The organism is Helcococcus kunzii ATCC 51366 (genome assembly GCF_000245755.1).
GTDB lineage: Bacteria > Bacillota > Clostridia > Tissierellales > Peptoniphilaceae > Helcococcus > Helcococcus kunzii.
The window spans coordinates 960759-984660 of sequence record NZ_JH601088.1 but is presented as its reverse complement, the minus strand read 5'-3'; the positions used below and the strand labels follow the sequence as shown (position 1 = coordinate 984660).

At 27.0% G+C, this 23902-nt stretch carries 25 protein-coding genes; 21 read left to right on the top strand and 4 right to left on the bottom strand.

All coding sequences use genetic code 11. The annotated features are described in order from the left end of the window. Positions 1 to 723 precede the first annotated feature (723 nt). Together ptsP and HMPREF9709_RS04400 are read left to right on the top strand one after the other, a co-directional pair. A complete protein-coding gene (gene ptsP / locus HMPREF9709_RS04405; protein ID WP_005398271.1) occupies positions 724 to 2436 on the top strand; it encodes a phosphoenolpyruvate--protein phosphotransferase in 1713 nt (570 codons plus the stop codon). Further along, positions 2420 to 3058, top strand: a complete 639-nt coding sequence (locus tag HMPREF9709_RS04400; RefSeq protein WP_005398269.1) for a hypothetical protein — start codon at positions 2420 to 2422, stop codon at positions 3056 to 3058. The genes ptsP and HMPREF9709_RS04400 overlap by 17 nt, the downstream gene beginning before the upstream one ends. A gap of 33 nt (positions 3059 to 3091) precedes the next feature. On the opposite strand, the gene HMPREF9709_RS04395 is transcribed toward HMPREF9709_RS04400, so the two are convergent. Further along, positions 3092 to 3493 (bottom strand): Fur family transcriptional regulator, encoded by a 402-nt coding sequence (locus HMPREF9709_RS04395; protein WP_005398268.1) that lies wholly within the window; start codon positions 3491 to 3493, stop codon positions 3092 to 3094. Positions 3494 to 3608: 115 nt separating this feature from the next. Here HMPREF9709_RS04395 and HMPREF9709_RS04390 point away from each other — a divergent pair, with 115 nt between their 5' ends. From HMPREF9709_RS04390 to HMPREF9709_RS04380, 3 genes are read left to right on the top strand one after another with little or no spacing between them, the layout of a single operon-like run. After that, entirely contained in the window at positions 3609 to 4664 is a 1056-nt protein-coding gene (locus HMPREF9709_RS04390; protein WP_005398267.1) for a metal ABC transporter substrate-binding protein, read from the top strand. Between the two features lie 36 nt (positions 4665 to 4700). Then, complete coding sequence (locus HMPREF9709_RS04385; RefSeq protein WP_005398265.1) at positions 4701 to 5369, top strand: metal ABC transporter ATP-binding protein; 669 nt, start codon at positions 4701 to 4703, stop codon at positions 5367 to 5369. Further along, on the top strand, positions 5362 to 6177 hold the full coding sequence (locus HMPREF9709_RS04380; RefSeq protein ID WP_005398263.1) for a metal ABC transporter permease: 816 nt from the start codon (positions 5362 to 5364) through the stop codon (positions 6175 to 6177). The genes HMPREF9709_RS04385 and HMPREF9709_RS04380 overlap by 8 nt, the downstream gene beginning before the upstream one ends. A gap of 63 nt (positions 6178 to 6240) precedes the next feature. Here HMPREF9709_RS04380 and HMPREF9709_RS04375 read toward each other — a convergent pair whose 3' ends face one another. Further along, entirely contained in the window at positions 6241 to 7974 is a 1734-nt protein-coding gene (locus HMPREF9709_RS04375; protein ID WP_005398262.1) for an Rqc2 family fibronectin-binding protein, read from the bottom strand. Positions 7975 to 8116: 142 nt separating this feature from the next. Between HMPREF9709_RS04375 and HMPREF9709_RS04370 the strand changes: the two genes are divergently transcribed. The 14 genes from HMPREF9709_RS04370 to HMPREF9709_RS04305 all read left to right on the top strand — a co-directional run bounded on the left by HMPREF9709_RS04370 (position 8117) and on the right by HMPREF9709_RS04305 (position 21848). After that, positions 8117 to 9007, top strand: a complete 891-nt coding sequence (locus tag HMPREF9709_RS04370) for a YicC/YloC family endoribonuclease (protein WP_005398260.1) — start codon at positions 8117 to 8119, stop codon at positions 9005 to 9007. A 9-nt stretch (positions 9008 to 9016) separates the two neighbouring features. Then, positions 9017 to 9595 carry a guanylate kinase gene (gmk, locus tag HMPREF9709_RS04365; RefSeq protein WP_005398256.1) on the top strand — a complete coding sequence of 193 codons (579 nt, stop codon included), beginning with the start codon at positions 9017 to 9019 and terminating at the stop codon, positions 9593 to 9595. Then, a complete protein-coding gene (locus tag HMPREF9709_RS04360) occupies positions 9588 to 9776 on the top strand; it encodes a DNA-directed RNA polymerase subunit omega (RefSeq protein WP_005398254.1) in 189 nt (62 codons plus the stop codon). Before gmk ends, HMPREF9709_RS04360 begins: the two co-directional genes overlap by 8 nt. Before the next feature lie 2 nt (positions 9777 to 9778). Beyond that, the gene (gene coaBC, locus HMPREF9709_RS04355) at positions 9779 to 10951 is read left to right on the top strand and encodes a bifunctional phosphopantothenoylcysteine decarboxylase/phosphopantothenate--cysteine ligase CoaBC (RefSeq protein WP_005398252.1); all 1173 of its coding nucleotides are present in this window, start codon (positions 9779 to 9781) and stop codon (positions 10949 to 10951) included. Beyond that, positions 10951 to 13320, top strand: coding sequence for a primosomal protein N' (priA, locus tag HMPREF9709_RS04350; RefSeq protein WP_005398251.1), 2370 nt, complete (start codon positions 10951 to 10953; stop codon positions 13318 to 13320). The genes coaBC and priA overlap by 1 nt, the downstream gene beginning before the upstream one ends. Further along, a complete protein-coding gene (gene def, locus HMPREF9709_RS04345; RefSeq protein WP_005398250.1) occupies positions 13320 to 13853 on the top strand; it encodes a peptide deformylase in 534 nt (177 codons plus the stop codon). The genes priA and def overlap by 1 nt, the downstream gene beginning before the upstream one ends. A 16-nt stretch (positions 13854 to 13869) precedes the next feature. After that, positions 13870 to 14802, top strand: a complete 933-nt coding sequence (fmt, locus tag HMPREF9709_RS04340) for a methionyl-tRNA formyltransferase (RefSeq protein WP_005398249.1) — start codon at positions 13870 to 13872, stop codon at positions 14800 to 14802. Positions 14803 to 14811: 9 nt separating this feature from the next. Continuing rightward, the gene (locus HMPREF9709_RS04335) at positions 14812 to 15507 is read left to right on the top strand and encodes a zinc metallopeptidase (protein ID WP_005398248.1); all 696 of its coding nucleotides are present in this window, start codon (positions 14812 to 14814) and stop codon (positions 15505 to 15507) included. 107 nt (positions 15508 to 15614) lie between these two features. Beyond that, positions 15615 to 16883 carry a 16S rRNA (cytosine(967)-C(5))-methyltransferase RsmB gene (rsmB, locus tag HMPREF9709_RS04330; protein WP_005398247.1) on the top strand — a complete coding sequence of 423 codons (1269 nt, stop codon included), beginning with the start codon at positions 15615 to 15617 and terminating at the stop codon, positions 16881 to 16883. Positions 16884 to 16928: 45 nt separating this feature from the next. Beyond that, positions 16929 to 17660, top strand: a complete 732-nt coding sequence (locus tag HMPREF9709_RS04325) for a Stp1/IreP family PP2C-type Ser/Thr phosphatase (protein ID WP_005398245.1) — start codon at positions 16929 to 16931, stop codon at positions 17658 to 17660. Continuing rightward, the gene (gene pknB / locus HMPREF9709_RS04320; RefSeq protein ID WP_005398243.1) at positions 17650 to 19686 is read left to right on the top strand and encodes a Stk1 family PASTA domain-containing Ser/Thr kinase; all 2037 of its coding nucleotides are present in this window, start codon (positions 17650 to 17652) and stop codon (positions 19684 to 19686) included. The genes HMPREF9709_RS04325 and pknB overlap by 11 nt, the downstream gene beginning before the upstream one ends. After that, complete coding sequence (gene rsgA, locus HMPREF9709_RS04315) at positions 19679 to 20557, top strand: ribosome small subunit-dependent GTPase A (RefSeq protein ID WP_005398241.1); 879 nt, start codon at positions 19679 to 19681, stop codon at positions 20555 to 20557. The genes pknB and rsgA overlap by 8 nt, the downstream gene beginning before the upstream one ends. Then, positions 20557 to 21213, top strand: a complete 657-nt coding sequence (gene rpe, locus HMPREF9709_RS04310) for a ribulose-phosphate 3-epimerase (RefSeq protein ID WP_005398240.1) — start codon at positions 20557 to 20559, stop codon at positions 21211 to 21213. The genes rsgA and rpe overlap by 1 nt, the downstream gene beginning before the upstream one ends. Further along, entirely contained in the window at positions 21213 to 21848 is a 636-nt protein-coding gene (locus HMPREF9709_RS04305) for a thiamine diphosphokinase (RefSeq protein WP_005398239.1), read from the top strand. Before rpe ends, HMPREF9709_RS04305 begins: the two co-directional genes overlap by 1 nt. Before the next feature lie 4 nt (positions 21849 to 21852). On the opposite strand, the gene HMPREF9709_RS04300 is transcribed toward HMPREF9709_RS04305, so the two are convergent. Together HMPREF9709_RS04300 and HMPREF9709_RS09580 are read right to left on the bottom strand one after the other, a co-directional pair. Then, positions 21853 to 22110 (bottom strand): GIY-YIG nuclease family protein, encoded by a 258-nt coding sequence (locus tag HMPREF9709_RS04300; RefSeq protein ID WP_005398238.1) that lies wholly within the window; start codon positions 22108 to 22110, stop codon positions 21853 to 21855. Continuing rightward, positions 22111 to 22713 (bottom strand): regulatory protein RecX, encoded by a 603-nt coding sequence (locus tag HMPREF9709_RS09580; RefSeq protein ID WP_005398237.1) that lies wholly within the window; start codon positions 22711 to 22713, stop codon positions 22111 to 22113. Between the two features lie 167 nt (positions 22714 to 22880). Between HMPREF9709_RS09580 and HMPREF9709_RS04290 the strand changes: the two genes are divergently transcribed. Both HMPREF9709_RS04290 and HMPREF9709_RS04285 read left to right on the top strand, forming a co-directional pair. Beyond that, complete coding sequence (locus HMPREF9709_RS04290; protein WP_005398236.1) at positions 22881 to 23108, top strand: YdbC family protein; 228 nt, start codon at positions 22881 to 22883, stop codon at positions 23106 to 23108. A 98-nt stretch (positions 23109 to 23206) separates the two neighbouring features. Next, complete coding sequence (locus HMPREF9709_RS04285; protein WP_005398235.1) at positions 23207 to 23899, top strand: metallophosphoesterase; 693 nt, start codon at positions 23207 to 23209, stop codon at positions 23897 to 23899. The last annotated feature ends 3 nt before the right edge of the window (positions 23900 to 23902 follow it).

Here is a 23902-nt window from a genome sequence, read left to right as displayed (position 1 = left end):
AAATTTCTACATGTGTAAAACGAAAAATTCATTTTACACATGTAAAACTCGAGAAATTTGTACATGTGTAAATCTTAAAATTTAAAATACACATGTAAAATGTGAATTTATGGAAAAATTACCTGTCGAAAACGCGAAAATGGAATTAGTCAGGTAAAGAAAATGTCCAAATTTCCTGATTAAAACGCAAAATTGCAAATAAACAGGTATGGAATAAGCCTAATTTTCCTGTCTAAAACGGAAAATCGCAAAAAATCACGAAAAACTAAACACTACATTTCCTGTCTAAAACGAAAAATCGTAAATAATCAGGAAAAAATAAGCAACAAATTTCCTGATTAAAATGCAGAACCGCAAAAAAATCAGGAAAAATCATAAAAATTCTTTCCTGATTAAAACGCAAATCCCAAAAAAATCAGGAAAAACCACAAAAAATCTTTCCTGATTAAATCACAAAACTACAATTAATCAGGAAAACTATTAAAAATGATACCTGTTGAATTCTAAAATTTAATAATAAACAGGAAATCTAGAGATATTTTAATAAACAATAAAATATAAAAATATGTTATGATTACTATATATTAAAATAGTTAATTTTCCATCAAAATTAATTTTTTGCAAAATATTTTCTAAATGGGGATTAATTTTCTTTTTTGGGAGGGATTTTGCTTAAACTGTTTTATTTTAGTCGTCGAGAAGAAATTTTATAGGAGTAATAATATGAAGTTACACGGAATAGCGGCATCTGATGGTGTGGCAATTGGTAAGGTATTTTTATTTGAAAAAACTGAAGTTGAAATAAATAAAGATAAAATTACTGCAGAACAAGTGGATACAGAAATTACAAAAATAAGTGATGCTATTAATTCTTATGTTGAAGAATTACAAAATAGAGAAACTACTTCAGAAGCAGCACAAGAAGTTACAGCTGCTCATATTGAGTTAGCATCAGATCCAGCATTGATTGATTCAACATCTGATAAGATTAAAAATCAATTAATTAATGTTGAACTTGCTTTGGAATCAACAATTGATGAAATGGTGATGGTGTTTGAAATGATGGATGATGCTTATCTAAAAGAAAGAGCGGCAGATTATAGAGATATTGGACAAAATATCATGTATAAACTTAAAGGCATAGTTCCAAAGACTTTGAGTTCTTTAGATGATGATTATATTGTTATTTCTGATGAATTAACACCAACTGATACATCTACAATGGATAAGGATCATGTATTAGGTTTTGCTATGAATTTGGGCGGTAAGACAAGCCATTCTTCTATAATAGCACAAACTTTAGGTATTCCTGCAGTAGTAGGTATGAAAGATATTACCGAAAATGTGGAAAATGGAGAATTCATTATTTTAGATGCTATTGAAGGTGTAATTATTAAAAATCCTGATGAAGCAACAGTTAAAGCTTATGAAGAAAAATTTGAAATAATGAAGAGAACTAAAGAACTAACTGAAAAGTACAAATTTGAAGATGCAGTTACAAAAGACGGAAAAGATATTGAAGTTGTATGTAATATTGGTGGTATCTCTGATTTAGTAAGCGGTCTTGAAGAAGGTGCTGAAGGGGTCGGTTTATTTAGAACAGAATTTTTATATATGGAATCAAATGATTTCCCTGAAGAAGAAAAGCAATTTTCTGTATATAAAGAAGCTGCAGAAAAATTAGAAGGAAAACCATTAATTATTAGAACACTTGATATTGGTGGGGATAAAGGATTAAATTATTTTGAATTCCCTAAAGAAGAAAATCCATTTTTAGGTTGGAGAGCTTTAAGAGTTCAATTTGATAAGACTGATATCTTACGTACACAGTTAAGAGCAATATTAAGAGCAAGTACATTTGGTAATGTTAAAATTTTATTACCTATGATAATTAGTGTAAATGAAATTAAGAAAATTCAAGAATTATTAGAAGTATATAAAGAAGAATTGAAACTTGAAGGTATCGAATATGATGAAAATATTGAAGTAGGTATTATGATTGAAACTCCTGCATCAGTATTTATGGCAAGAGATTTAATCAAATATTGTGATTTCTTCAGTATTGGTACAAATGACTTAACACAATACATTCTTGCAGTTGATAGAGGAAATGAAAAGATTTCTCACTTATATGACTACTTTAACCCTGCAGTATTAAGAGCGATTAAAGAAGTTATTGCAGCTTCACATGAAGCTGGAAAATGGACAGGAATGTGTGGTTCAATGTCATCAGATAGTTTAGCAACATATCTATTGCTAGGAATGGGATTAGATGAATTCTCAGCTGTAGGTGCTAAAGTAGGTACAATTAAGAGTATTATAAATAATGTTACTCTAGAAGATGCTAAGAAATTTGCTGACGAAGTTTTAGAATTAGATAATGTAGAGGAAATTAGAAACTTATTAAAGGCAAAATCTAATGAATTTAAATTATAATTTTATAGAAAAATTATTAAGATTAAATGAGATTGAAAAAAATAAATTAATTGATAATTTGTTTTTTGAAATTGAAAAAATTCATTCTGAAAAATCTAATGAAAATAATTGGATAAACACATATCAAACAGAATTGAATTTATCTTTATATAAACATGGATTGATTAGAAAGCCAGGTTTAGAAGATTATATCATCACAGATTATATAAAAAACAATTTATATATACTAAAAAATAGGGAATTATCGAGGATTATTCTTGATAATTCCTTATTAAAAATTAAAATTTTAGATAATGGTATTGATATAAAATCTGGAGATAAATTTGAAGATAAAATTAGAGATTATGTAGATTTAAATATAATTGCATTTTATGATGCAAAGTTTTCAAGTGATTTGTTAAATAAAGTTATAGATAATAATAACAAAAATAAATTTCTAAAGATATTTTCAATATATACAGCACATTTTTATCTTGATTTATTAATTCAAAAAAATAGAATTAAAGATAAAGATAAAATATTAAAAATAGAGGAAATGTTGGAGTTTATTTTTGATTCATATGATCAGTTTACAAACTATATTCCAAAATGGTTAAAATTAAAAGGGGATGTAGCAAAATAAGATATTTTGCGACAACCCCTTTTTCATTTTTAACTATTTATTTGTATTTTGACAGTCTTCACATAAACCGGAGAATTCAAAACTATGTGACATTATCTTAAATCCTGTTGATTTTTCAAGATCTTTTTCAATTTCATGTAAAGGACAGTTTTCAATCATCACAACTTTATTGCAATTTGTACAAACTATTTGATGTTTATGATGATCTGTATTTAGTTGATAGTAGGAGATATTGTCAAATCCTACAGATTTGATTACAATATTTTCATCAACAAAAATAGCTAAATTTCTATATATTGATGAAAGTTTAATATTTGAATCCATTAAATGCTCATAAATTTGTTCCGCAGTTAATGGAGAATTTTCTTTTAATAGATTCAAAATTTTTGTTCTAGTTTTTGTTGATTTTAATCCTTTATCTTTTAATATATCCATTATTCTCACCTCTTAAATCTAATTATACTATATATTTGACATTTATCAATTTTAGTATATAATATTCTTATTGAGAATAATTCTCATTACAAATAAAGAATTTTAAGGAGAGAAAATGAAGAGAGCAAAGTTAGTATTATTGTTATGTTTAGCACTTATTTTATCTGCATGTGGTAAAGGTGGAAATGAAGTTAAGGACACAAATAAGTTGAGTGTAGTGACATCATTTTTCCCAAATTATGATATGGTTAAAAAAATTGGAGGAGATAAAGTAGAAGTTGTTAACTTAACACAAACAGGTGATGCACATACTTTTGAACCAAAGATTCAAGATATGGAAAAAATTTATGATTCTAAACTTTTAGTAGTAAATGGTGCAGGATTTGAACCATGGTTAGATAAAGTACTAGAAGGAAAAAAAGACCTTAATGTATTGAAACTATCAGATGGTTTAGAATTATTAAAAACAGCTGATTTACACAATCATGAAGATGAAGACCACGATCATGATGAAAAAGACCATGACCATGATCATGACCATGAAGAAGCTGACCATGATCATGAAAAGGATTCACATAATGAACACGAACACGATCATGATGAAGAACATGACCATGGACATGAAGGACATCACCATCATGGAGAATATGATCCACATACATGGTTAAGTCCTAAATTATATGCTAAAATGTTAGAGAAGACAAAAGATAAATTAATTGAAATTGATACTGCAAATAAAGATTATTACACAGAAAATTATAATAAAGCTGCAAAAGAAGTAGAACAACTAATAAAAGAATATGATGAAAATCTATCTAAATATTCTGGTAAGAAAATTGTTACACCACATGAAGCATTTAATTACATGTTACATGAATATGGAATTGAACAAATTGCGATTGAAGGTATAAATTCTGTAGCAGAACCAAATGCTGCCAAGATGAAGGAAATTGTTGACAAGATGAAAGAAAATAATGTCAAAACTGTCTTTTATGAATATAATAAGAGTGATAAGGTAGCAAAATCAATTGCAAATGAAATAGGCGGTAATGTAAAAGAAATTACTACACTTGAAGTAATTAGTGATAAAGATGCGTCAGCTGGTGCAGACTATATTAGTTTAATGAAGATGAATTTAAAAAATATTGTAGACTCATTTGAAGGTAAATAATCTATTAAATTAAATAATTCATTAGAAGGATGATAAATGAAAATCGTTGAAATAAAAGATCTAACTTTCGGTTATGATAAAACGGAAGTTTTAAAAGATATTAATATTGAGATTATGAATAATGATTTTGTTTCACTATCAGGTAATAATGGGAGTGGAAAATCAACATTATTGAGATTGATAATAGGGGAGTTTAAGAATTATTCCGGACAAATTAAGATTTTTGGTAGAGATATTAAAAAATTTGATGAATGGCATAGAATTGGATATGTACCTCAAATTGATCGAGATAATTTAACTAATTTTCCGATTTCTGTTAGAGAAATGGTATTATTAAATCTATATTATGATTTTAATATGTTAAATTTACCTAAAAAAAAGCATTACAAAATGGTAGATGATATTTTGAAATCTTTTAATATTTTAGATCTAGCAAATGAAAATTTCAACGAGCTAAGTGGCGGTCAAAAACAAAGGGTTATGATTGCAAAGGCAATGGTGCATAGACCAGAATTATTGATTTTTGACGAACCAACAGTAGGTATAGATAAAAATAGTAAAAAATTATTTTATGATACATTAGAAGAATTATACAAGGAAAATAAAATTACAATTATTTTAGTTACACATGAAAGTGATTTGGAATTTAATTTTCCTTATAGAAAGATTGCTTTAGAGGAGAAAGAGATAAAAGAATATGTTTAAATACGAATTTATGAGAAGAGCATTTTTAGTGGGTTTTTTCTTATCTATTATTATTCCTCTAATTGGCACGGTAGTAGTAAACAGAAAGACATCGACTATAGGAGATGCTCTTTCTCATACTACATTAAGCGGAATATTTTTAGGAGTATTGTTAGGTATCAATCCAATTTTAGGTGGAATAGCGATAAGTATATTTTCAGCGTTTTCAATTGAATTTTTGAGAGAAAAATTCCCTAAAAATGGTGATATGGCGACTGCAATTATTATGAGTTTCGGTATCGGGCTTGCATCCATTTTATCTGATTACATCATTGCAGCGCAAAATTTTGAATCATATTTATTTGGTTCAATCGTTGCAATTACTGATATGGATATTATTATGGTTATTGCTATTTCAATAATCGTAATAATAGCGTTTATATATACTTATCATGCGCTTTTATTTATCTCTGTTGATAAAACAAGTGCAAGACTTTCCGGTGTAAATATTAAATTTATAAACTACATTTTTACATTATTGTTAGCTATTACGATTGCAATTTCATCAAGAATAGTTGGTATTTTAATAATCTCTTCCTTAATGGTGTTACCTGTAGCATCATCCATATTAATAGGAAAAAATTATAAGCAAACCGTAATTATTTCTGTTATTTTCGGAATTGTATACTTCTTTTTAGGTTTAACATTTGCTAATTACCTTAAATTAAAACCAGGTGGATCTATCATAATGACTTCCGTTATAGGTTTGTTATTAGTAATGTTATATATTTATATTTTTAGAAAAGAAAAGATGACAAGTTTTAAGTAAAAAAAATAAAATTATAATCCCTCAATAATCTAAACTAGATTAATGAGGGATTTTTTATTGAAATTATATATTTTCTGGTTTATTTTCTAAATCTACACGTATTGTTGAGAAATTAGTATAGTAGACCATACCAGGTTTTGAACCTTTTGCTTTATTTACATGTTTCTTTTGAGTATAGTCAACATCAATATAGCGATCATTATTATTTTTTGAATGATATGCAGCTAAATATGCGGCAGCATAAATTTCTTCATCATCTATTTCATATAGATTTTTTAATATAACATGTGCACCAGGGCGATCTTTTATATGGAAGAAATAGTCTTCTGCATTTGCCTCTCTTAAAGTAAGATACTCATTTTGCTTATTGTTTTTACCAACATATATAATATTGTTTTTATTTGTAGTAAATTTATATGGTTGAGATGCTTTATTTTTTTCTTTTTTATTGTTATTTCTTTTTTTACCACTTTTTCTTATATATTTTTCTTCAATCATTTCTTCTTTAATTTCAGAAAGTTCGTCATGATTTTCGATATTATTTATTTGATTTAGTACGCTTTCTAAATACTGAATCTCAATTTCTAAATTTGGTATTGCTTTTTGTAATAATTTATTTGATCTATGCAATTTTTTAGAAATTTTATATTTTTGCTCAATATTATCCCATGGTGTTTTTTTAGGATTTAATTTTATCGTGATGTTGTTATTATCATAATAGTTGAATACTTCAACTTCTTTTTCACCTTTTTTTATAGAATAAGCCACTGATGATAATAAATCACCTTCTATTCGATATAAATCATAATCTAAGGATTTTTCATAATCAGATCTTAAATTTTCTAATTTGTTAATATTTTTAAGATAAATATTTTCAACCTGCTTATATAAATTTTCCCTTGCTTGATTTAAGGAATTATCATTTACATTTTCTTTGAAATATAGATCCAAGGTTTCACTTATTGAATCGAATTCAGTATAATTATCTCCTTTATGTGTCAACTCAAGGCAATAAAAATCATCAACTTTATCTTTCATATAATAAAGTTTTGGCGAGAAGTTAGAATGAATGATTTCTTCGCAAATATTTTGAAACGATGCATTTAATCTTTCTTTCTCACTTTGATCTAATTGACCATATTTCTTACCTAAATCTATTTCAGCTCTATATACAATCTCATTTCCTATTTGAGGACCAAAGCCCGTAAAATTAGTATAGAAGATTTTTTTCAATGCAAAATTATCAGGTATATCTAATTCCTCTAAATTTGTTTTGTTTTCTAGTATATTGATTTTATTATCCCTTAATTGATTAAATTTTGTACCAGGATAAACTGCTCTTACACTACTCATTTCATGGGAAATACGCTTTATAGCTTCAATAACAGTATTATTTTCATCAACTAAAACTATATTGGAATATTTGCCCATAATATCAACTTTTAATTTTTTAGTTTTTAATACACCCAATTCATCCTTACCATCCAAAACAATTTCTATACTTCTATCTAATTGAAATTGGTTAATTTCTTTAATAGTAGAATTTTGAATGTGCTTTCTCAATATCATGCTGAATTGAGGTGCGGTAGTAGGATTTTTATAATCTTGATTTGTTAAATGTATCCTTGAACTTTGGGGATTTGAAGATATTAGTAATTTATAATTCTTTTTATTGTTATATATATTTAATATAATAATATGATCATTTAATTGATATATTTTTTGTACTTTTCCATCTATTAATTTTTCTTTTAATTCTTCAACTATTGATTTTATTAATATTCCATCTATTGCCATAATCTCTCCTTGTATTTTTTATTATAACATAGATGTGAAATTACCATTTAAAATATAAAAATGATATGTTAAAAATATTTAATATTTACTTGACTATATTACAAATTGTATATATCCTTAATAAGGACATAAAGGAGATGCTATGATTAAATCAATGACAGGATATGGAAAAACATCATATCAAGATGAAAAGTTTATATTTGATATAGAAATAAAAACGGTAAATAGTAGATTTTTAGACATAAATAATAGGATGCCAAATCAACTTAATTTTCTTGAAGAAAAGATTAATAAGATTATTAAACAATATATTACAAGAGGTAGAGTTGATATATTTATAAGGACAAGCAATAAAAAATTTGGCAAAAGTAAAATTTTTGTTGATTTAGATGCCGTTGAAGAAATGAGCGAAAGTCTTAGGTTTATTGCGCAAAAAGCTAATATTATTGGAGAAAGAGCAATCCCATCAATAAGTGATATTATTTCAAATGAAGATGTTTTGAGATATGAAGTAGAAGAAATTGATGGGGATTATTTATTTGAAATTATAAAAAATACACTTGAAGAAGTATTAGAAAAAGTTGTAAAAATGAGAAAAGATGAAGGAGAAAATTTATATAAAGATTTGAGCTCAAATATTGATAAGCTTTCATCTTTCAAAAAAGAAATTGACAAATATTCTGATAATATTAAATCTGAAATTAGAGAAAAATTATATAACAATATAAATGAAATACTTGATAGCAATGTAATTAGTGAAGATAGATTAGCTAATGAAATTGTACTATATGCTGATAGACTTGATATTAATGAAGAATTAACTAGATTGGATTCACATTTTAAACTATTTTTGGACACTCTTGATATGGATAAAACCTCAGTTGGTAAAAAATTAGATTTTATTTGTCAAGAACTATTAAGAGAGACAAATACTATAGCATCAAAGTCTTCAAAGATTGAGATTTTGAATCTTACAATTGAAATGAAGACTATTATTGAAAAGTTAAAAGAACAAGTGCAAAACGTAGAATAGGAGGAAAATTTGGAAGGATTTTTATTAGTTGTTTCTGGTCCTACCGCCGCAGGAAAAGGAACTATCGTAAAAGAATTATTAAAAATCAGAAAAGATGTAGTACAATCTATCTCTGTTACTTCAAGATACAAAAGAATCAATGAAGAAGAGGGAAGAGAGTATTTTTTTAAGACAAAAGAAGAATTTGAACAATTGATTGAAGAAGGGCAATTACTTGAATACGCAACTGTGCATGGTAATTACTATGGTACACCTAAAAAATTTGTTGAAGAAAATATAAAATTGGGTAAAGTGGTAATCCTTGAGATTGATGTACAAGGTGCACAACAAGTGAGAGAAAAATTTGATAATCAAGTTTCTGTTTTTGTTATACCTCCTAGAAAGATAGATATTGAAAATAGATTAAGACATAGAGTTACCGAAACAGAAGAAATGATTAAAATAAGATTAGAGACGGCTGAACGTGAATTTGATCAAATCAAGTATTATGATTATTTCTTAGTAAATGATTATGTGGATGTAGCAACAAAAAGATTAGAAAATATTATTGATGAAGAAAGAGAAGAAAGGGAAAAAAAATATGATTAATCCATCATTTAAAGAATTAGAAAAAGTAAGTAAATCAAGATACGATATAGCGATGTTAATTGCAAATAGAGCTAAAGAATTAATAGATGGCGATAAACCAAAAATTAAAACTAAGGCAAATAAACCTGTAACAGTTGCATTAACAGAATTAATGTCAGAAGCAGGAGAAAGTGAGGAATAATAATGCTTAAGGGCAAAAAAATCCTTATTGGTGTAACTAGTGGAATAGCTATATATAAAGTATTGAATTTAATAAGTAGTCTTCGTAAAAAAGGTGCGATAGTAGAAGTTATTATGACTGAGGCTGCAACAAAATTTATTAATCCAATTACATTTGAGACTATGTCAAATAATAAAGTATATACAGATATGTGGGTTCATCCAGATAAAGTATTACACATTGACATTACAAATGATGTCGATCTATTTTTAGTTGCACCAGCCACAGCAAATACAATTGCAAAAGTGAATGCTGGCATTGCGGATAATCTTTTAACTACAGCAATACTTGCTTCTAAAGCACCAGTTGCTTTTGCTGTTTCAACTAATACAAATATGCTACTAAATCCTATCACTCAAAGAAATATAGAAAGCTTACAAGAACTTGGATATGATTTTATAGATTCAAATGAAGGACAATTAGCATGTAATACTGTAGGTAAAGGAAGAATGGCAGAACCTTCAGAAATCGAAGATTATATCGAATATAAGCTTACTAGAAAAGATTTATTGGGTAAAAAGATTATCGTTGCTTCTGGTCCAAGTGTTTCTAAAATGGATCCTGTTAGATATATTACTAATTATTCTAGCGGGAAAACCGGATATGCTATTGCAAAGAATGCTAGAAATAGAGGCGCCGAAGTTATTTATTTAACTGGAAAAGTTAAAACGCCAGGATTATCTATGGTAAAAAATATTAAGTTTGAAACAAATGAAGATTTAAAAGAAGCAATTGGAAATCACTTTGAAAGTGCAGATAGTCTAATTATGGCAGCAGCTCCTGTTGATTATGTTTTTGAAACTACAGCAAAACAAAAAATAAAAAAATCTGAAGATACCGTTAATTATACATTAAAGAAATCTGAAGATATTGTTGGATTTTTTGGAAATAAAAAAACAAATCAAAAAATAATAGCATTTGCAGCAGAAACACAAAATTTAATTGAAAATGCAAGAAAAAAATTAAAGAGTAAACATGCAGATATAATTGTTGCTAATGATATAACTCAAGATGGGGCGGGTTTTGATGTTGATACTAATATTGTGACAATTATAAGTGAAGATAATATGATTAAACTTGATAAAATGGCTAAAAATGAGGTGGCAAATAAAATTTTAGATGAGTTGGTGAAATAATGCTATATAATCTTATTTTAAAATCAAAAGCTTCTTTTCTAGATAGAATGTTTACTTATCAATTTGATGAGGATATTTTACCTGGTACTAGAGTTATTGTGCCATTTGGTAGAGCAAATGAGAAGACTATCGCAATTGTTATAGAAAAAAGTCTCGAAGATGAAGAAAAATTAGATTATAGACCAAAAAAAATTATAGAAATATTAGATAATAAACCGATACTAAGTAAGGAGTTATTGGAACTTGCTTTTTATATGATAAAAAATAATATTTCAGATTATTCATCTGCGATAAATACAATACTACCTCCAGGAAGCATTGATAAAGTTAAAGAATACTATATTATCAATGATAATAGCGAGAAAATTGATGACGAATTGTATCTATTTCTAAAAGAAGAGAAAACTTTTGAAGATATAGACAAAAAATTTAATTCTAAATATAAGAAGTCCTATATTAATGATTTGGTGTTAAATGGATTACTTGATTCAAATTTTGATTTTAAAAGTCAGGCAAGTATAAAATATGATGAATTTGTAGAAATTAATGTAGATAATCCTTATGATTTTATTAAATCAAATGCTAAAAAACAATTGGCGATTTTAGATTATTTAAAACAACATAATATTGTTGAAAAAAAAGAATTATTGATTAAAACTTCATCAAGTTCATCTAGTTTAAATTCTCTAGTTGATAAAGGCATCGTTAAGATTGAAAAAAAAGTTAAATATCGAGATGTGCTAAAAGAAGTTGAAACATATAAAAAACATCAATTAAATGAAGAACAATTAGATGTTTACAATAAAATTTTAGATAGTGAAAAAAACAACTTTTTAATTCACGGTATAACAGGATCAGGTAAAACAGAAATTTATTTACAGCTGGTGGAAAAATATCTTGAAATGGGTAAAGAAGCTATTATTTTAGTACCAGAGATTTCTTTAACGCCACAAACGATTAATAGATTTCAAGGGCGTTTTGGAGATAAAATAGCAGTTTTACATTCAAAATTGAGTATTAGCGAGAGATCAGATCAATGGAGATTAATTAAAAATAGAAAAGTTAAGATAGTAATTGGAGCAAGATCGGCAATATTTGCTCCTTTTGAAAATATTGGGTTAATTATTATTGATGAAGAACATGAGTCATCATATAAGTCTGAAAAAAATCCAAAGTATTCGGCGATAGAAATAGGAAGACTTAGAGCAAAACTAAATAATGCAAAACTAATATTGGGTACAGCCACACCATCTGTAAAGACTATGAATGAAGTTGAAAAAGGTAATTTTGAATTATTAAAATTAAATAATAGAGTAAGTGGCAAAAAACTTCCTGATATAAGCATTATTGACATGAGAGAAGAGTTAAAATCTAATAATTTTTCTATGTTTTCAAATTTACTAAAAAATGAAATTGAAAATGCTCTATCAAAAAATGAACAAAGTATTCTATTTCTAAATAAAAGAGGACATACTTCATTTGTATTTTGTAGATCTTGTGGATATGTCCATAAATGCGAAGCTTGTGATGTGGCAATGACTTATCATAAACATAAAGATAGATTGATTTGTCATTATTGCGGTAGAACTGCAAAAAAATCACGAATTTGTAAAAACTGTGGAAGTAAATGGATAAAAGAATACGGTGCGGGTACTGAAATGCTTGAAGAACAAGCTAGAGAGATGTTTCCAGATGCTAAAATTTATAGGATGGATGCAGATACGACAAGTACAAAATTTGATTATGATAAAGTTTATAATATGATGAAAAATGGTCAAATTGATATACTTATTGGCACTCAGATGTTAGCGAAAGGTCTAGATTTTCCAAATGTTTCAGTTGTAGGTATAGTATCTGCAGATGTAAGCTTAAACATACCTGATTATAGAGCTGGAGAAAAAACTTTTGGTTTGATTACACAAGTTTCAGGTAGGGCTGGACGAGGAAATACAAAAGGAAAAGTTATCATTCAGACTTATAATCCGAGTAATTATGCTATAAAGTATGCTGCAGAAAATAACTATGATGAGTTTTACCATCAAGAGATATCTGAACGTAGGATGTTTAATTACCCACCTATAATTAATATTTTAAATATAAACATTTCTTCATTAGATAGATTTTATGCCATAAGAAGTGGACAAAATTTAATGATTGAAATTAATAAAATCATAAGAAAAGAAAATATAAAATTATTGGAAATGACTGGTCCTACACCAAGTATTATTGAGAGGATAAATAATAGATATAGATTTGAGATCATTTTAAAATCTGCAAATAAAAATGATTTAATTAAAATATCAAATGAACTTAGAAAATTAGACAATGATAATAAAATATATATAAATTATACATTAGAGGAGGAATAATGGGATTAAGACAAATTAGAAAAGATAATGATCCATTATTATTAAAAAAATCAAGAGAAATAAAAGAAGTAAATGATAGGATATTAAACCTACTTGATGACATGGTTGAAACTATGTATCACGAAAATGGTATTGGTTTGGCTGCTCCTCAAGTTGGCGTTTTAAGAAGATGCTTTGTTGTAGATATTGGTGATGGCAATGTGTATAAGATTATCAATCCAGAAATTATTGAAAAAAGCGAAACTACTTCAGTAGATATTGAAGGGTGTTTGTCCATTCCAAATTATAATTGTACTGTGGAAAGATCAGAAACAGTTAAAATGAAATACACAGATACAGAAGGCAAAGAACAAATAATTGAAGCGGACGGATTATTAGCTAGATGTTTATTACATGAATATGATCATTTAGACGGCGTTTTGATAACTTCAAAAGCTATAGAAGTGGTGACTGAAGAAAATATAGATGATATTAGAGAAAAGTATGATTTATATTCAGATGAAGAAGAACAAGAAGTAGAAGAAGAAAAATAATAATAAAGGATGTGATATGAAGAAAATAATATTTATTGGTACTCCAGAATTTTCAGTTAGACCGTTAGTTTCCCTTTTCAATAATGAAGATATCGATGTTGGATTAGTTATTACGGGAGAAGATAAAATTAGATCTAGAAATAATTTTGAACCAACTCCAGTTAAACAAAAAGCATTAGAATTAGGAATAAATGTTTATGAAACAAATAATTTAAATTCAATGGAATCCTTAAAAATTATTGAAGATATCAATCCAGATTATATTGTTGTCATAGCTTTTGGACAAATTATTGGAAAAAAATTATTAGAAACATATGAAAATAGAATAATTAATGTGCATTCTTCTCTACTTCCAAAATATCGTGGTGCTGCTCCAATGCAGTGGGCAATACTTAATAAAGATGAAAAAGCTGGTGTCTGTGCTATGCTTATAGAAAGAAAAATGGATACAGGTGATATTTTAGATTGTAGGGAAATTAATTTAACTCCTGATACAGACATCAGTGAGTTGCATGATAAATTATCAGAATTATCTTCTGAATTAATTGTTGATACAGTTTTACATTATGATGAAAGATTTGCAAATAGAATACAACAGGATGATACAAAAGCTACCTATTCTCAAAAGATTAATAAGGAAATGGGACATATAAGTTTTGATGAAAAAGCAGAAGATATTAAAGCAAAAATCATGGCTTTTTCAGTATGGCCTTCAACATATGTAAATTATGAAGATAAAAAAATGAAAATCCATAAGATTAACATAATTGAAAAGTATACTAATAATGAACTAGGAGAAGTATTTAAAGTCGATAAAGACGGTATATTTGTTAATTGTAAAGATAAATGCATTGTGATAAAAGAAATACAGATGCCTGGTAGAAAAAAAGTAGATATAAAGACTTTCCTTAATGGAAATACGATTAAGGAGAATGTTATATTAAGCTAAGGAGGAAATATGTATTTAGTATATTATAGTAGAGGTGTTGCACCTTCAACATATATATTATTACTTCTTATGATTGGTCTTTCAATGTGGGCATCTTATAAGGTGACTAGCATTTTTGATAAATATTCTGATGAAATATCTGCTAAAGGTATGACAGGTGCAGAAGTTGCACAATTAATATTAAATAGAAATGGGATTAATGACGTAACAATTCAACCTATTGCTGGTAAATTAACAGATCACTATGATCCTAGAAATAAGACATTGAGATTGTCAGAAGAAGTATATGGAAAAAGATCAATTTCAGCAATTTCTGTTGCTGCACACGAAGTTGGACATGCTATTCAACATAATGAAAGCTATGCTTTTCTAAAATTTAGATCTTTGTTGGCACCGGTAGTTTCATTTACATCAAATTTTGTTATGATGCTAATTATACTTGGATTTATTATTCAAATGTCAGGCTTAATAAATTTAGGTATAGCTTTATACGCTTTATCTGTGCTATTTCATATAGTTACTTTACCTGTTGAGTTTGATGCTAGTAGAAGAGCACTTATTAATTTAGAACAAAATTCAATACTTACACGTGATGAAGAAGTAGGCTCTAAGTCTGTTTTAAGATCAGCAGCTATGACTTATGTTGCATCTGCACTAGTATCTGTAGTACAATTACTAAGACTTATGGGTATGAGACGTGATTAAAAAATTACTAAAATAAATTATCTATAAGCAAATTATCTATAAAATTTGATAATTTGCTTTTTAGTTGTTTATATAGTTAAATTAAGGAGTATGTTATTAAAGCGAGAATGGCGGCTATAAAAGCCCTAGATGAAATATTAAATAAAGGTCAATTTTCAAATGAAGTATTAAATCTATATGCTGATAAAGTTGAAAAGAGAGATCAGAACTTTTTAAGACAATTAGTTTATGGAGTAGTTGAAAATAAAATATATCTTGATTATATTTTGCAAAAATCATCAAAAAATAAATTGGAAAAATTAGATAAAGATATATTAAACATTGTAAGAATTGCTCTATATGAATTAAAGTTTTTAAGCACAAAAAAATATGCTGTAATAAATGAAGCAGTTAATAATGCTAAAAAGATTAAGTTTTCAGCAAAAGGATTTGTAAATGGAGTATTAAGAAATATTGATAGAAATATGGATGAATTATCAGAAATTAAAGGAAAAGATAATGATAAAAAGCTTTCCATTCAATATTCATGTGATTTAAGCATTATAAAATATCTGAAACAATATTACGAAAACTATGAAGAGATTGTAAAGTCATTTAATACTGTACCAAGTTTTAATATTAGAGTTAACACATTCTTAACAGACAAGGAACAATTAATTAATAGACTTGAAAAAAAAGAATATATTGTTGAGAAGTCAGATGTTTCAAAAGATTGTTTAATAATTAAAAATCCAATTAATATGACTGAAATAGAAGAATTTAAAGAGGGTTTGTTTACAATTCAAGATCAATCTAGTATTTTAGTATCAGAGATATTAAATCCAAAAGAAAATTCAAGTGTTTTGGATTTATGTGCAGCACCAGGCTCAAAGAGTACTCATCTACTACAAATTATGAACAACAATGGTAAAGTTGTTGCAAATGATATCGCAAAAGATAAACTAGATAAAATAAAAGATAATTTTGAAAGATTACAATTATCAAATTTTGAATTGACAAATTATGATGCTCAAAAAACTATTAAACAGTTTATCGATAAATTCGATTATGTACTTGTGGATGCTCCATGTTCAGGATTAGGAGTTATCAAGAGGAAACCTGAAATAAAATTAAATAAGTCTATAGATGATATAATGTCATTAAATAGGATACAAAACGAGATTATTGAACAGTCATACAAATATCTAAAAGTGGGTGGAAGACTGGTTTATAGTACATGTACTTTGGGTAGAAAAGAAAATATTGATATTGTAAATGATTTTATTTCAAGACATAATGATGTTAAAATTGAAAAAATAAATGATAAAGAATATCTAGAGATACTACCAGATAAAAACAATGATGGTTTTTTTATTTGTAGTATGCAAAAACAATAAACACTATGGTATAATGAAAACACATTCAAAACTAAGTAGGTATCTATGAAACATTACACAACAACCGATACGGGTAAAATTCGTGAAAAAAATGAAGATAATTTTATCAATTTAATAGAGGATAATTTTAGCCTTTTTATCGTCGCTGATGGCATTGGTGGTCATAACTCAGGAGAGATTGCATCTCATATGGCTGTTAAGATTGTTAGGGATTATATAAAAGACAATTTTAACAAGGATGAAATATTTGATTTAATAATTGATGCTACAAGAAAAGCAAACGAAGAGATATTAAATAGATCAAAAAATAATCCGGATGATGCAGGGATGGGTACTACAATAGTCATAGCATTAATTGTTGATAATATTTTATACTATGCAAATGTTGGAGATAGTAGAATTTATCTATTTTCAAATAATGTATTAAAACAAATTACAAAAGATCACTCCTATGTACAAGAATTACTTGATATAGGAGCTATTAGTGAGGAAGATGCTATATTTTATCCAAGAAATCAGATTACGAGTGCATTAGGTACTTCGGTGAGATATAAAATTGATTTAAATAAATTAGAATTAAAAAACAATGATTATGTACTATTAAATACTGATGGATTAACCGATTTAATTGAAGATCATGAAATTTTTAATGTTGTAAAAAATGAGTACGGATTGCAAGAAACATGTGAAATACTTCAATATATGGCTAATGCGACAGGCGGATATGATAATATAACAATTACTTTAGTTAAATTTGAGGAACAAAATGAATGGTAAGTTATTAAATAAGAGATATAGAATAAATAATATTATCGGTACTGGTGGTATGGCTATTGTTTACGATGGTTATGATACTTTATTAAACAGAGAAGTAGCTATAAAAATCTTAAAAGAAAGTTTTGCGGAAGATGAAAAGTTTTTTGATAGATTGAAAGATGAAGCAAAAGCTTCCGCATCACTGACCGATGAAAATATTGTGCAAATTTTTGATATAGCAACAACACAAATCAACGGAAAATCTGTTGATTATATTGTTATGGAAAAAATTAAGGGGCCAACTCTTAAAGAAATTATAAATGAAAAGGCGCCTTTAGATGAAAAAACAATAATAAATTATGCTTTACAAATTTCTAAAGCTTTACAAACAGCTCATTTAAATGGACTTGTTCATAGAGATATTAAACCAGCTAATATACTTTTACATAAAGATGGAAAATTGAAAGTAGCTGATTTTGGAATTGCTAGAGTGGTAACAGATGCGACTTTAACCTATACATCATCCATTTTAGGGACTGTGCATTATATTTCTCCTGAACAAGCAAAGGGGCAAACTATTGATGCAAGATCTGATTTGTATTCTTTAGGGGTAGTACTTTATGAAATGGCAACAGGAAAGGTGCCATTTGATGGAGACAGCCCAGTTAGTATAGCTGTAAAGCATATTCAAGATGCTCCAGAAGTAGTTTCTTCTATCAATAAAAATATTTCTGAGGATTTAGCATTTGTTATAAATAAATTACTTGAAAAAAATCCAAATGATAGATATAAAACTGCAAGCAATTTAATTATTGATCTAAATAGAATAAGTACTGGAAATAAAATATTAGACAAGGATCAAACGGTATTAATCAATACTATTCCTGATAAAAAAGAAGAAAAAGATACTGCGAAACATGCGGTAGTTTATAAATCAAAAAAACAAGATAAAGTTGAAGAAAAAGAAAATAAAAAGAATAACAAGAAATTTTTCATGATTTTAGCTATTCTTGTTTTGAGTTTATTATTGTTTTTTGTTCTTAAGGAAACATATAGTAAGATTTTCCCGGAAGAAACACAAGATGAAATGGGGGTAAATGTACCTAGTGTCATTGATGTAACTGAGGAAGCAGCTATAAAATTATTAAAAGAATATGGTTTTAGAGTTAGTATAAAAGAAAGAGTATTTGATCCAAATATTATTGAAGGATATGTGGTAGATCAATCTATTAAGCCTAATAGAATAGCTGATAAAGGTGACTTAATAGAGTTAACCATTAGTAAAGGTAAAGAAATGGTTAAAGTGCCAAATATTGTAGGATTTGATCTAGATAATATTCAAAATATTATTAAGCAATATGGTTTAGAAATTGGACAAACTTCTTATGAGGATTCAAAAGAACCAGAAAACCAAATTATTAAGCAAATTCCAAAAGAAGGGGAATATGTAGATAAAGGTTCAAAAATTGATATTGTATTGAGTAAAGGACAGGGTGAAGTACTTGTTGATGTACCAAATTTAATTGGTCTAAGTCAAAGTATTGCTCTACAAACAATAAGAGATGCAGGATTAATACCTGGAGAAGTAAAACAAGAATATAGCAATTCAGAGTTTGAAAATGATGTAATTAAACAATCAATTGAACCAGGTGAACAGGTTTCAAAAGGTACTACAATTCAAATAACAATAAGTTTAGGACCAAAAGAAACCATTCCTGAAACTCCTAAAGAAACAGAGACGGATAAAGAAACGCCAAATGAAACGGATACTACTCAAGAAACAAACCCGGATGCTGGCCAAGAAACAGCCACAGATCCTAAGATGAAATCATATCTTTTCAATTTGACCGTGCCTAAAAATCTTAAAAAAGTCACTTTCAATGTTAAGATAAATGATACAAAAAATAATAAAGTAATTTATGATAAAAATGTTAGTGTGAAAGACGCTGATGCAAATGGAAAGATCCAAGTTAATGTAACAGCTCTACCAAATGCAAAATTTGAAGTCCTATATGATGGAAAAAAAGCGGATGTAAATTATGAATAAAAAAGGTATCATCACAAAATCACAAAAAGATTTGTATTATGTTATTTCTGATGAGATAGTTTATCAAGCTAAAGCAAGAGGTTTATTTAGAGAGAAAAATATTAAGCCAATAGTAGGAGATAAAGTAGAGATTAACATTTTACAAGATGGCACAGCATATATTGAAAATGTTTTGGAGAGAAAAAATTCTTTAGTAAGACCTCCAATCGCCAATATAGATCAAATACTTTTAGTACACAGTCTAGTTAATCCTAAAATTAATTATACAACTTTTGATAAGTATTTGATTATGTTAGAGCACTTTGGTATAGAAGTAAATCTTATAATTAATAAGATTGAACTTGCTTCTGAAAGTGAAATACAAGAGTTTAAAAATATTTATGATAAAACTAAATATAGATATATTTTTACAAGTGCTGAAGAAAATATTGGCATAGATGAGCTTAAAGCTATAATGAAAGATAAAATTTCTTCATTTGCTGGTCCATCTGGTGTGGGTAAGTCTACATTACTTAATCTACTACATGATAGTTTTGATGTTGAAACTGGAAATATTAGTAAAAAAACTTCTAGAGGTAAACATACTACAAGACATACTGAATTATTTGAGATAGATAAAAACACTTTTATTTTTGATACACCAGGTTTTAGTTCTTTAGACTTAAGCTTTATTAAAGATGAAAAATTATTGAAACAATATTTTGATGAATTTTTGATTTATCAAAAAATGTGTAAATTCAACAATTGTGACCATATCAATGAGCCGAAATGTGCAGTAAAGGATGCTCTTGAAAAGGGAGAGATTAGTAAATCAAGATACTACAATTATATATATATCTATAATGAATTAAAAAGAGAAAGGAAATATTAATGAGAGAGATCGCACCATCACTGTTATCAGCGGATTTTTATAATATAGAAAAACAAATGAATGAATTAAGACAAACTAAGGTAAAATATTTACATTTAGATATAATGGATGGAAATTATGTTCCAAATATTTCTTTTGGACCAGGTATTATAAAAAATCTAAGAAAAAAAACAGATTTTATTTTTGATGTGCATTTAATGGTTAATAAACCAGAAAACTATATTGATTCATTTGTTGATGCGGGGGCTGATATTATTTCATTTCATCCTGAAACAACAATACATCCAAATAGAGTTGTATCTCAGATAAAATCAAAAGGTATTAAAGCTGGTATTGTATTAAATACTCATACAGATGTGGATATCTTAAAATATTTAATTCAAGATATAGATTTAATTTTAATTATGTCAGTTGTACCGGGATTTGGTGGTCAGGCATTTATTCCACAAATTATGGATAAAGTTAAAGTAGTGAGAGAGATGATAGACCAATCTGGTAGAGATATTATTTTAGAAATTGATGGTGGTATAAAGACTCATAATGTAAAAGAAGTAGCAGATGCTGGAGTAGAACTAATAGTAGCAGGATCAGCAATATTTAATGAAAAAGGTATAATAAACAATACTGAAGAATTTTATAAAATAATAGGTGAATAATGAAAAAAGTAATTATATTTGGTGGTGGAAATATTTCCGGATTAAATATTATAAATGATATTACTGAATATGACATAATATGTGTTGATAGAGGTGTAGATTTTGCTCGTAAACATGATATTGAAATAGATATTGCGATAGGGGACTTTGATTCTGCAAGCTCTGATTCAATAAGGTTTATAAAAGATAAAAACATTGAAGTCTTAACATTTAACCGAGATAAAGACTACACAGATCTTGAGTTGTCTTTTATATATGCTAAAGAAAATCTTTATGATGAGATTTATGTATTTGGAGCAATAGGCACAAGGATGGATCACACATTATCAAATATAAATTTATTAAAAAACTATACAAATATTGATAGAAAAATTGTTTTAATTGACGATCATAATTATATTTATTATTTAGATAGAGATGAAAAAATAGTAAATAATGGGATTTACAACAACGTTTCAATTTTGCCAACTAATGACGATACTATTATTAATTTATTAGGTGTAAAATGGGAACTACACAATCACTATTTAAAATTTGGAGATTCACTAACAATCTCTAATGAATTTGTATCAGATAAAACTGCAAAAATTGAAATATTAGAAGGTAATGTTTTTGTTATCCTTTCAAAAGATTAAAAACTTAATCAAGGCTAATTTTGCCTTGAATAAGTTTTTCTTTTTTTGTTTTAGTAAATTTTTTTATTTTACATTCTAATTTTAGTGCTTGACTTTTATCTTTACATTCATGTGTAAACACGTATTTTACAGGTGTTCTACCTCTAGTATATTTAGAGGCTTTATTTTCATTATGCATTTTTAATCTCTTCTCAAGATCTACTGTATAGCCAGTGTAATAGGTGTCATCAGCACATCTTAATATATAAACATAAGCTTTCATTTATCCTAATATCCTTTTAATTGCATCATATTGAAATCCACGTGAAGATAAGTATCTAAATGCTTTTTGTTTTTCCTTAAAGTCAGATAAATCCTTATTTTTATATTTCTTTTCGAAAATTATTTTTATATTCTCATACTCAATTTCTCTATCATATCCTTCCAAAATGGAGTCAATCATTTTTGCGCTTATTCCTTTTTGCATTAGCTTATACTTTGTTTTAGTCATACTTTCATTTTTCATTGTTAAATATACTTTTATAAATTCTTCAGCATATCTCTTATCATTTAATATATCCAGTCTTTTATAATATTCAATAACTTTATTAATAGATTTTTCATTTTTTGTAACGGATTTTAGTTTATTAATTAATTCATGAGTAGTTCTACTTTTATAATTAAGATAATTTTCCGCTACTTTTTTTGCATTTTGATAATCATTTTCTTTCTCAAGTATATTATATAACTCAACATCTAAAATTTGATCTGTTTTTAAGGCGAACTTCTCATATATTTCATATGATATATTAAATTTTTCATCAGTATCCAATTGTATATTAAAAAGTGATCTTTGTTCATCATATGATATTTTTGTAATTTGCATTTTAACTCCTCGACATATAATTAATGGTCTTATTTAAAAGAATATATTTAATATGGGGAAAAGTCAAAACATAAATATTTAAAAACTCTTATAATGCTTAAAATTTACATAATTATTTGACATTTATTTTAAAAAATGTTATCCTATTGCAAGTATAGGGGGAGATTATGGCAGAATTAAAATTTGAAATAGTTGAAAACCTAGGCGTATTGTCAACTAATGCTAAAGGTTGGAGAAAAGAATTGAATCTTGTTTCTTGGAATGAAAGAGATGCAAAATATGATTTAAGAGAATGGAACGAAGACCATACAAGAATGAGTAAAGGCATTACTTTCACTGAAGAAGAAGCAAAAGTATTAAAAGAAATATTAATAGACGAATTTGAAAATAATTAATTTATATATAAATATTAAATTATATAAGGACCTGATTTAATTCCAGGATTAAATTAGGTCCTTATATATCATTATTGCGTATAAATTTAGGAGAAATGATGATTTATGCGATAGCCGATTTACATTTAGATATCACAAAAGAAAAAGATATGTCTGTTTTTGGTGGAAACTGGGATAATTATGAAGAAAAGATATTTGGTAATTGGAACGATATCGTTTCTCCAGATGACTTAGTTTTGATACCAGGAGATATATCATGGGCTATGAAGTTAGAGGATGCAGTATTAGATTTAGATAGGATAGATAAATTAAATGGTAAAAAGATCATTTTAAAAGGAAATCACGATTATTGGTGGACTTCCTTAAAAAAATTAAATGAACTAAATTATAAAACCATTAATTTTTTACAAAATAATTCTTATCTTTTTGACAATACATTAATTGTAGGTACAAGAGGATGGGAAAGTAGAGATAGTTCAAATTTTTCAGATGATGATGAAAAAATATTTCTAAGAGAATTAAACAGATTAGAATTATCTATTTCATCAGGATTAAAGACTTATAAAGAGTATGATGAGATTATTGCAATACTTCATTATCCTCCATTTGATAAAAAACTAAAACCAAATGAATTTGAAGGAATTTTCAAGAAATACAATATAAAAAAAGTAGTATATGGACATATACATGGCGTTGCGGCACAACATATGCCGCAAGGAAAAATAAATAATATAGAATATTATTGTGTTTCAGGCGATTTAATTGATTTTAAGCCTGTTGCACTAAAATAAGAG

What these genes read in the sequence shown, in the direction of transcription:
- ptsP (WP_005398271.1), top strand. Translation starts at nt 724, where the DNA reads ATGAAGTTACACGGAATAGCGGCATCTGATGGTGTGGCAATTGGTAAG.
- HMPREF9709_RS04400 (WP_005398269.1), top strand. Translation starts at nt 2,420, where the DNA reads ATGAATTTAAATTATAATTTTATAGAAAAATTATTAAGATTAAATGAG.
- HMPREF9709_RS04395 (WP_005398268.1), bottom strand. Translation starts at nt 3,493, where the DNA reads ATGGATATATTAAAAGATAAAGGATTAAAATCAACAAAAACTAGAACA.
- HMPREF9709_RS04390 (WP_005398267.1), top strand. Translation starts at nt 3,609, where the DNA reads ATGAAGAGAGCAAAGTTAGTATTATTGTTATGTTTAGCACTTATTTTA.
- HMPREF9709_RS04385 (WP_005398265.1), top strand. Translation starts at nt 4,701, where the DNA reads ATGAAAATCGTTGAAATAAAAGATCTAACTTTCGGTTATGATAAAACG.
- HMPREF9709_RS04380 (WP_005398263.1), top strand. Translation starts at nt 5,362, where the DNA reads ATGTTTAAATACGAATTTATGAGAAGAGCATTTTTAGTGGGTTTTTTC.
- HMPREF9709_RS04375 (WP_005398262.1), bottom strand. Translation starts at nt 7,974, where the DNA reads ATGGCAATAGATGGAATATTAATAAAATCAATAGTTGAAGAATTAAAA.
- HMPREF9709_RS04370 (WP_005398260.1), top strand. Translation starts at nt 8,117, where the DNA reads ATGATTAAATCAATGACAGGATATGGAAAAACATCATATCAAGATGAA.
- HMPREF9709_RS04360 (WP_005398254.1), top strand. Translation starts at nt 9,588, where the DNA reads ATGATTAATCCATCATTTAAAGAATTAGAAAAAGTAAGTAAATCAAGA.
- coaBC (WP_005398252.1), top strand. Translation starts at nt 9,779, where the DNA reads ATGCTTAAGGGCAAAAAAATCCTTATTGGTGTAACTAGTGGAATAGCT.
- priA (WP_005398251.1), top strand. Translation starts at nt 10,951, where the DNA reads ATGCTATATAATCTTATTTTAAAATCAAAAGCTTCTTTTCTAGATAGA.
- def (WP_005398250.1), top strand. Translation starts at nt 13,320, where the DNA reads ATGGGATTAAGACAAATTAGAAAAGATAATGATCCATTATTATTAAAA.
- fmt (WP_005398249.1), top strand. Translation starts at nt 13,870, where the DNA reads ATGAAGAAAATAATATTTATTGGTACTCCAGAATTTTCAGTTAGACCG.
- HMPREF9709_RS04335 (WP_005398248.1), top strand. Translation starts at nt 14,812, where the DNA reads ATGTATTTAGTATATTATAGTAGAGGTGTTGCACCTTCAACATATATA.
- rsmB (WP_005398247.1), top strand. Translation starts at nt 15,615, where the DNA reads ATGGCGGCTATAAAAGCCCTAGATGAAATATTAAATAAAGGTCAATTT.
- HMPREF9709_RS04325 (WP_005398245.1), top strand. Translation starts at nt 16,929, where the DNA reads ATGAAACATTACACAACAACCGATACGGGTAAAATTCGTGAAAAAAAT.
- pknB (WP_005398243.1), top strand. Translation starts at nt 17,650, where the DNA reads ATGAATGGTAAGTTATTAAATAAGAGATATAGAATAAATAATATTATC.
- rsgA (WP_005398241.1), top strand. Translation starts at nt 19,679, where the DNA reads ATGAATAAAAAAGGTATCATCACAAAATCACAAAAAGATTTGTATTAT.
- rpe (WP_005398240.1), top strand. Translation starts at nt 20,557, where the DNA reads ATGAGAGAGATCGCACCATCACTGTTATCAGCGGATTTTTATAATATA.
- HMPREF9709_RS04305 (WP_005398239.1), top strand. Translation starts at nt 21,213, where the DNA reads ATGAAAAAAGTAATTATATTTGGTGGTGGAAATATTTCCGGATTAAAT.
- HMPREF9709_RS04300 (WP_005398238.1), bottom strand. Translation starts at nt 22,110, where the DNA reads ATGAAAGCTTATGTTTATATATTAAGATGTGCTGATGACACCTATTAC.
- HMPREF9709_RS09580 (WP_005398237.1), bottom strand. Translation starts at nt 22,713, where the DNA reads ATGCAAATTACAAAAATATCATATGATGAACAAAGATCACTTTTTAAT.
- HMPREF9709_RS04290 (WP_005398236.1), top strand. Translation starts at nt 22,881, where the DNA reads ATGGCAGAATTAAAATTTGAAATAGTTGAAAACCTAGGCGTATTGTCA.
- HMPREF9709_RS04285 (WP_005398235.1), top strand. Translation starts at nt 23,207, where the DNA reads ATGATTTATGCGATAGCCGATTTACATTTAGATATCACAAAAGAAAAA.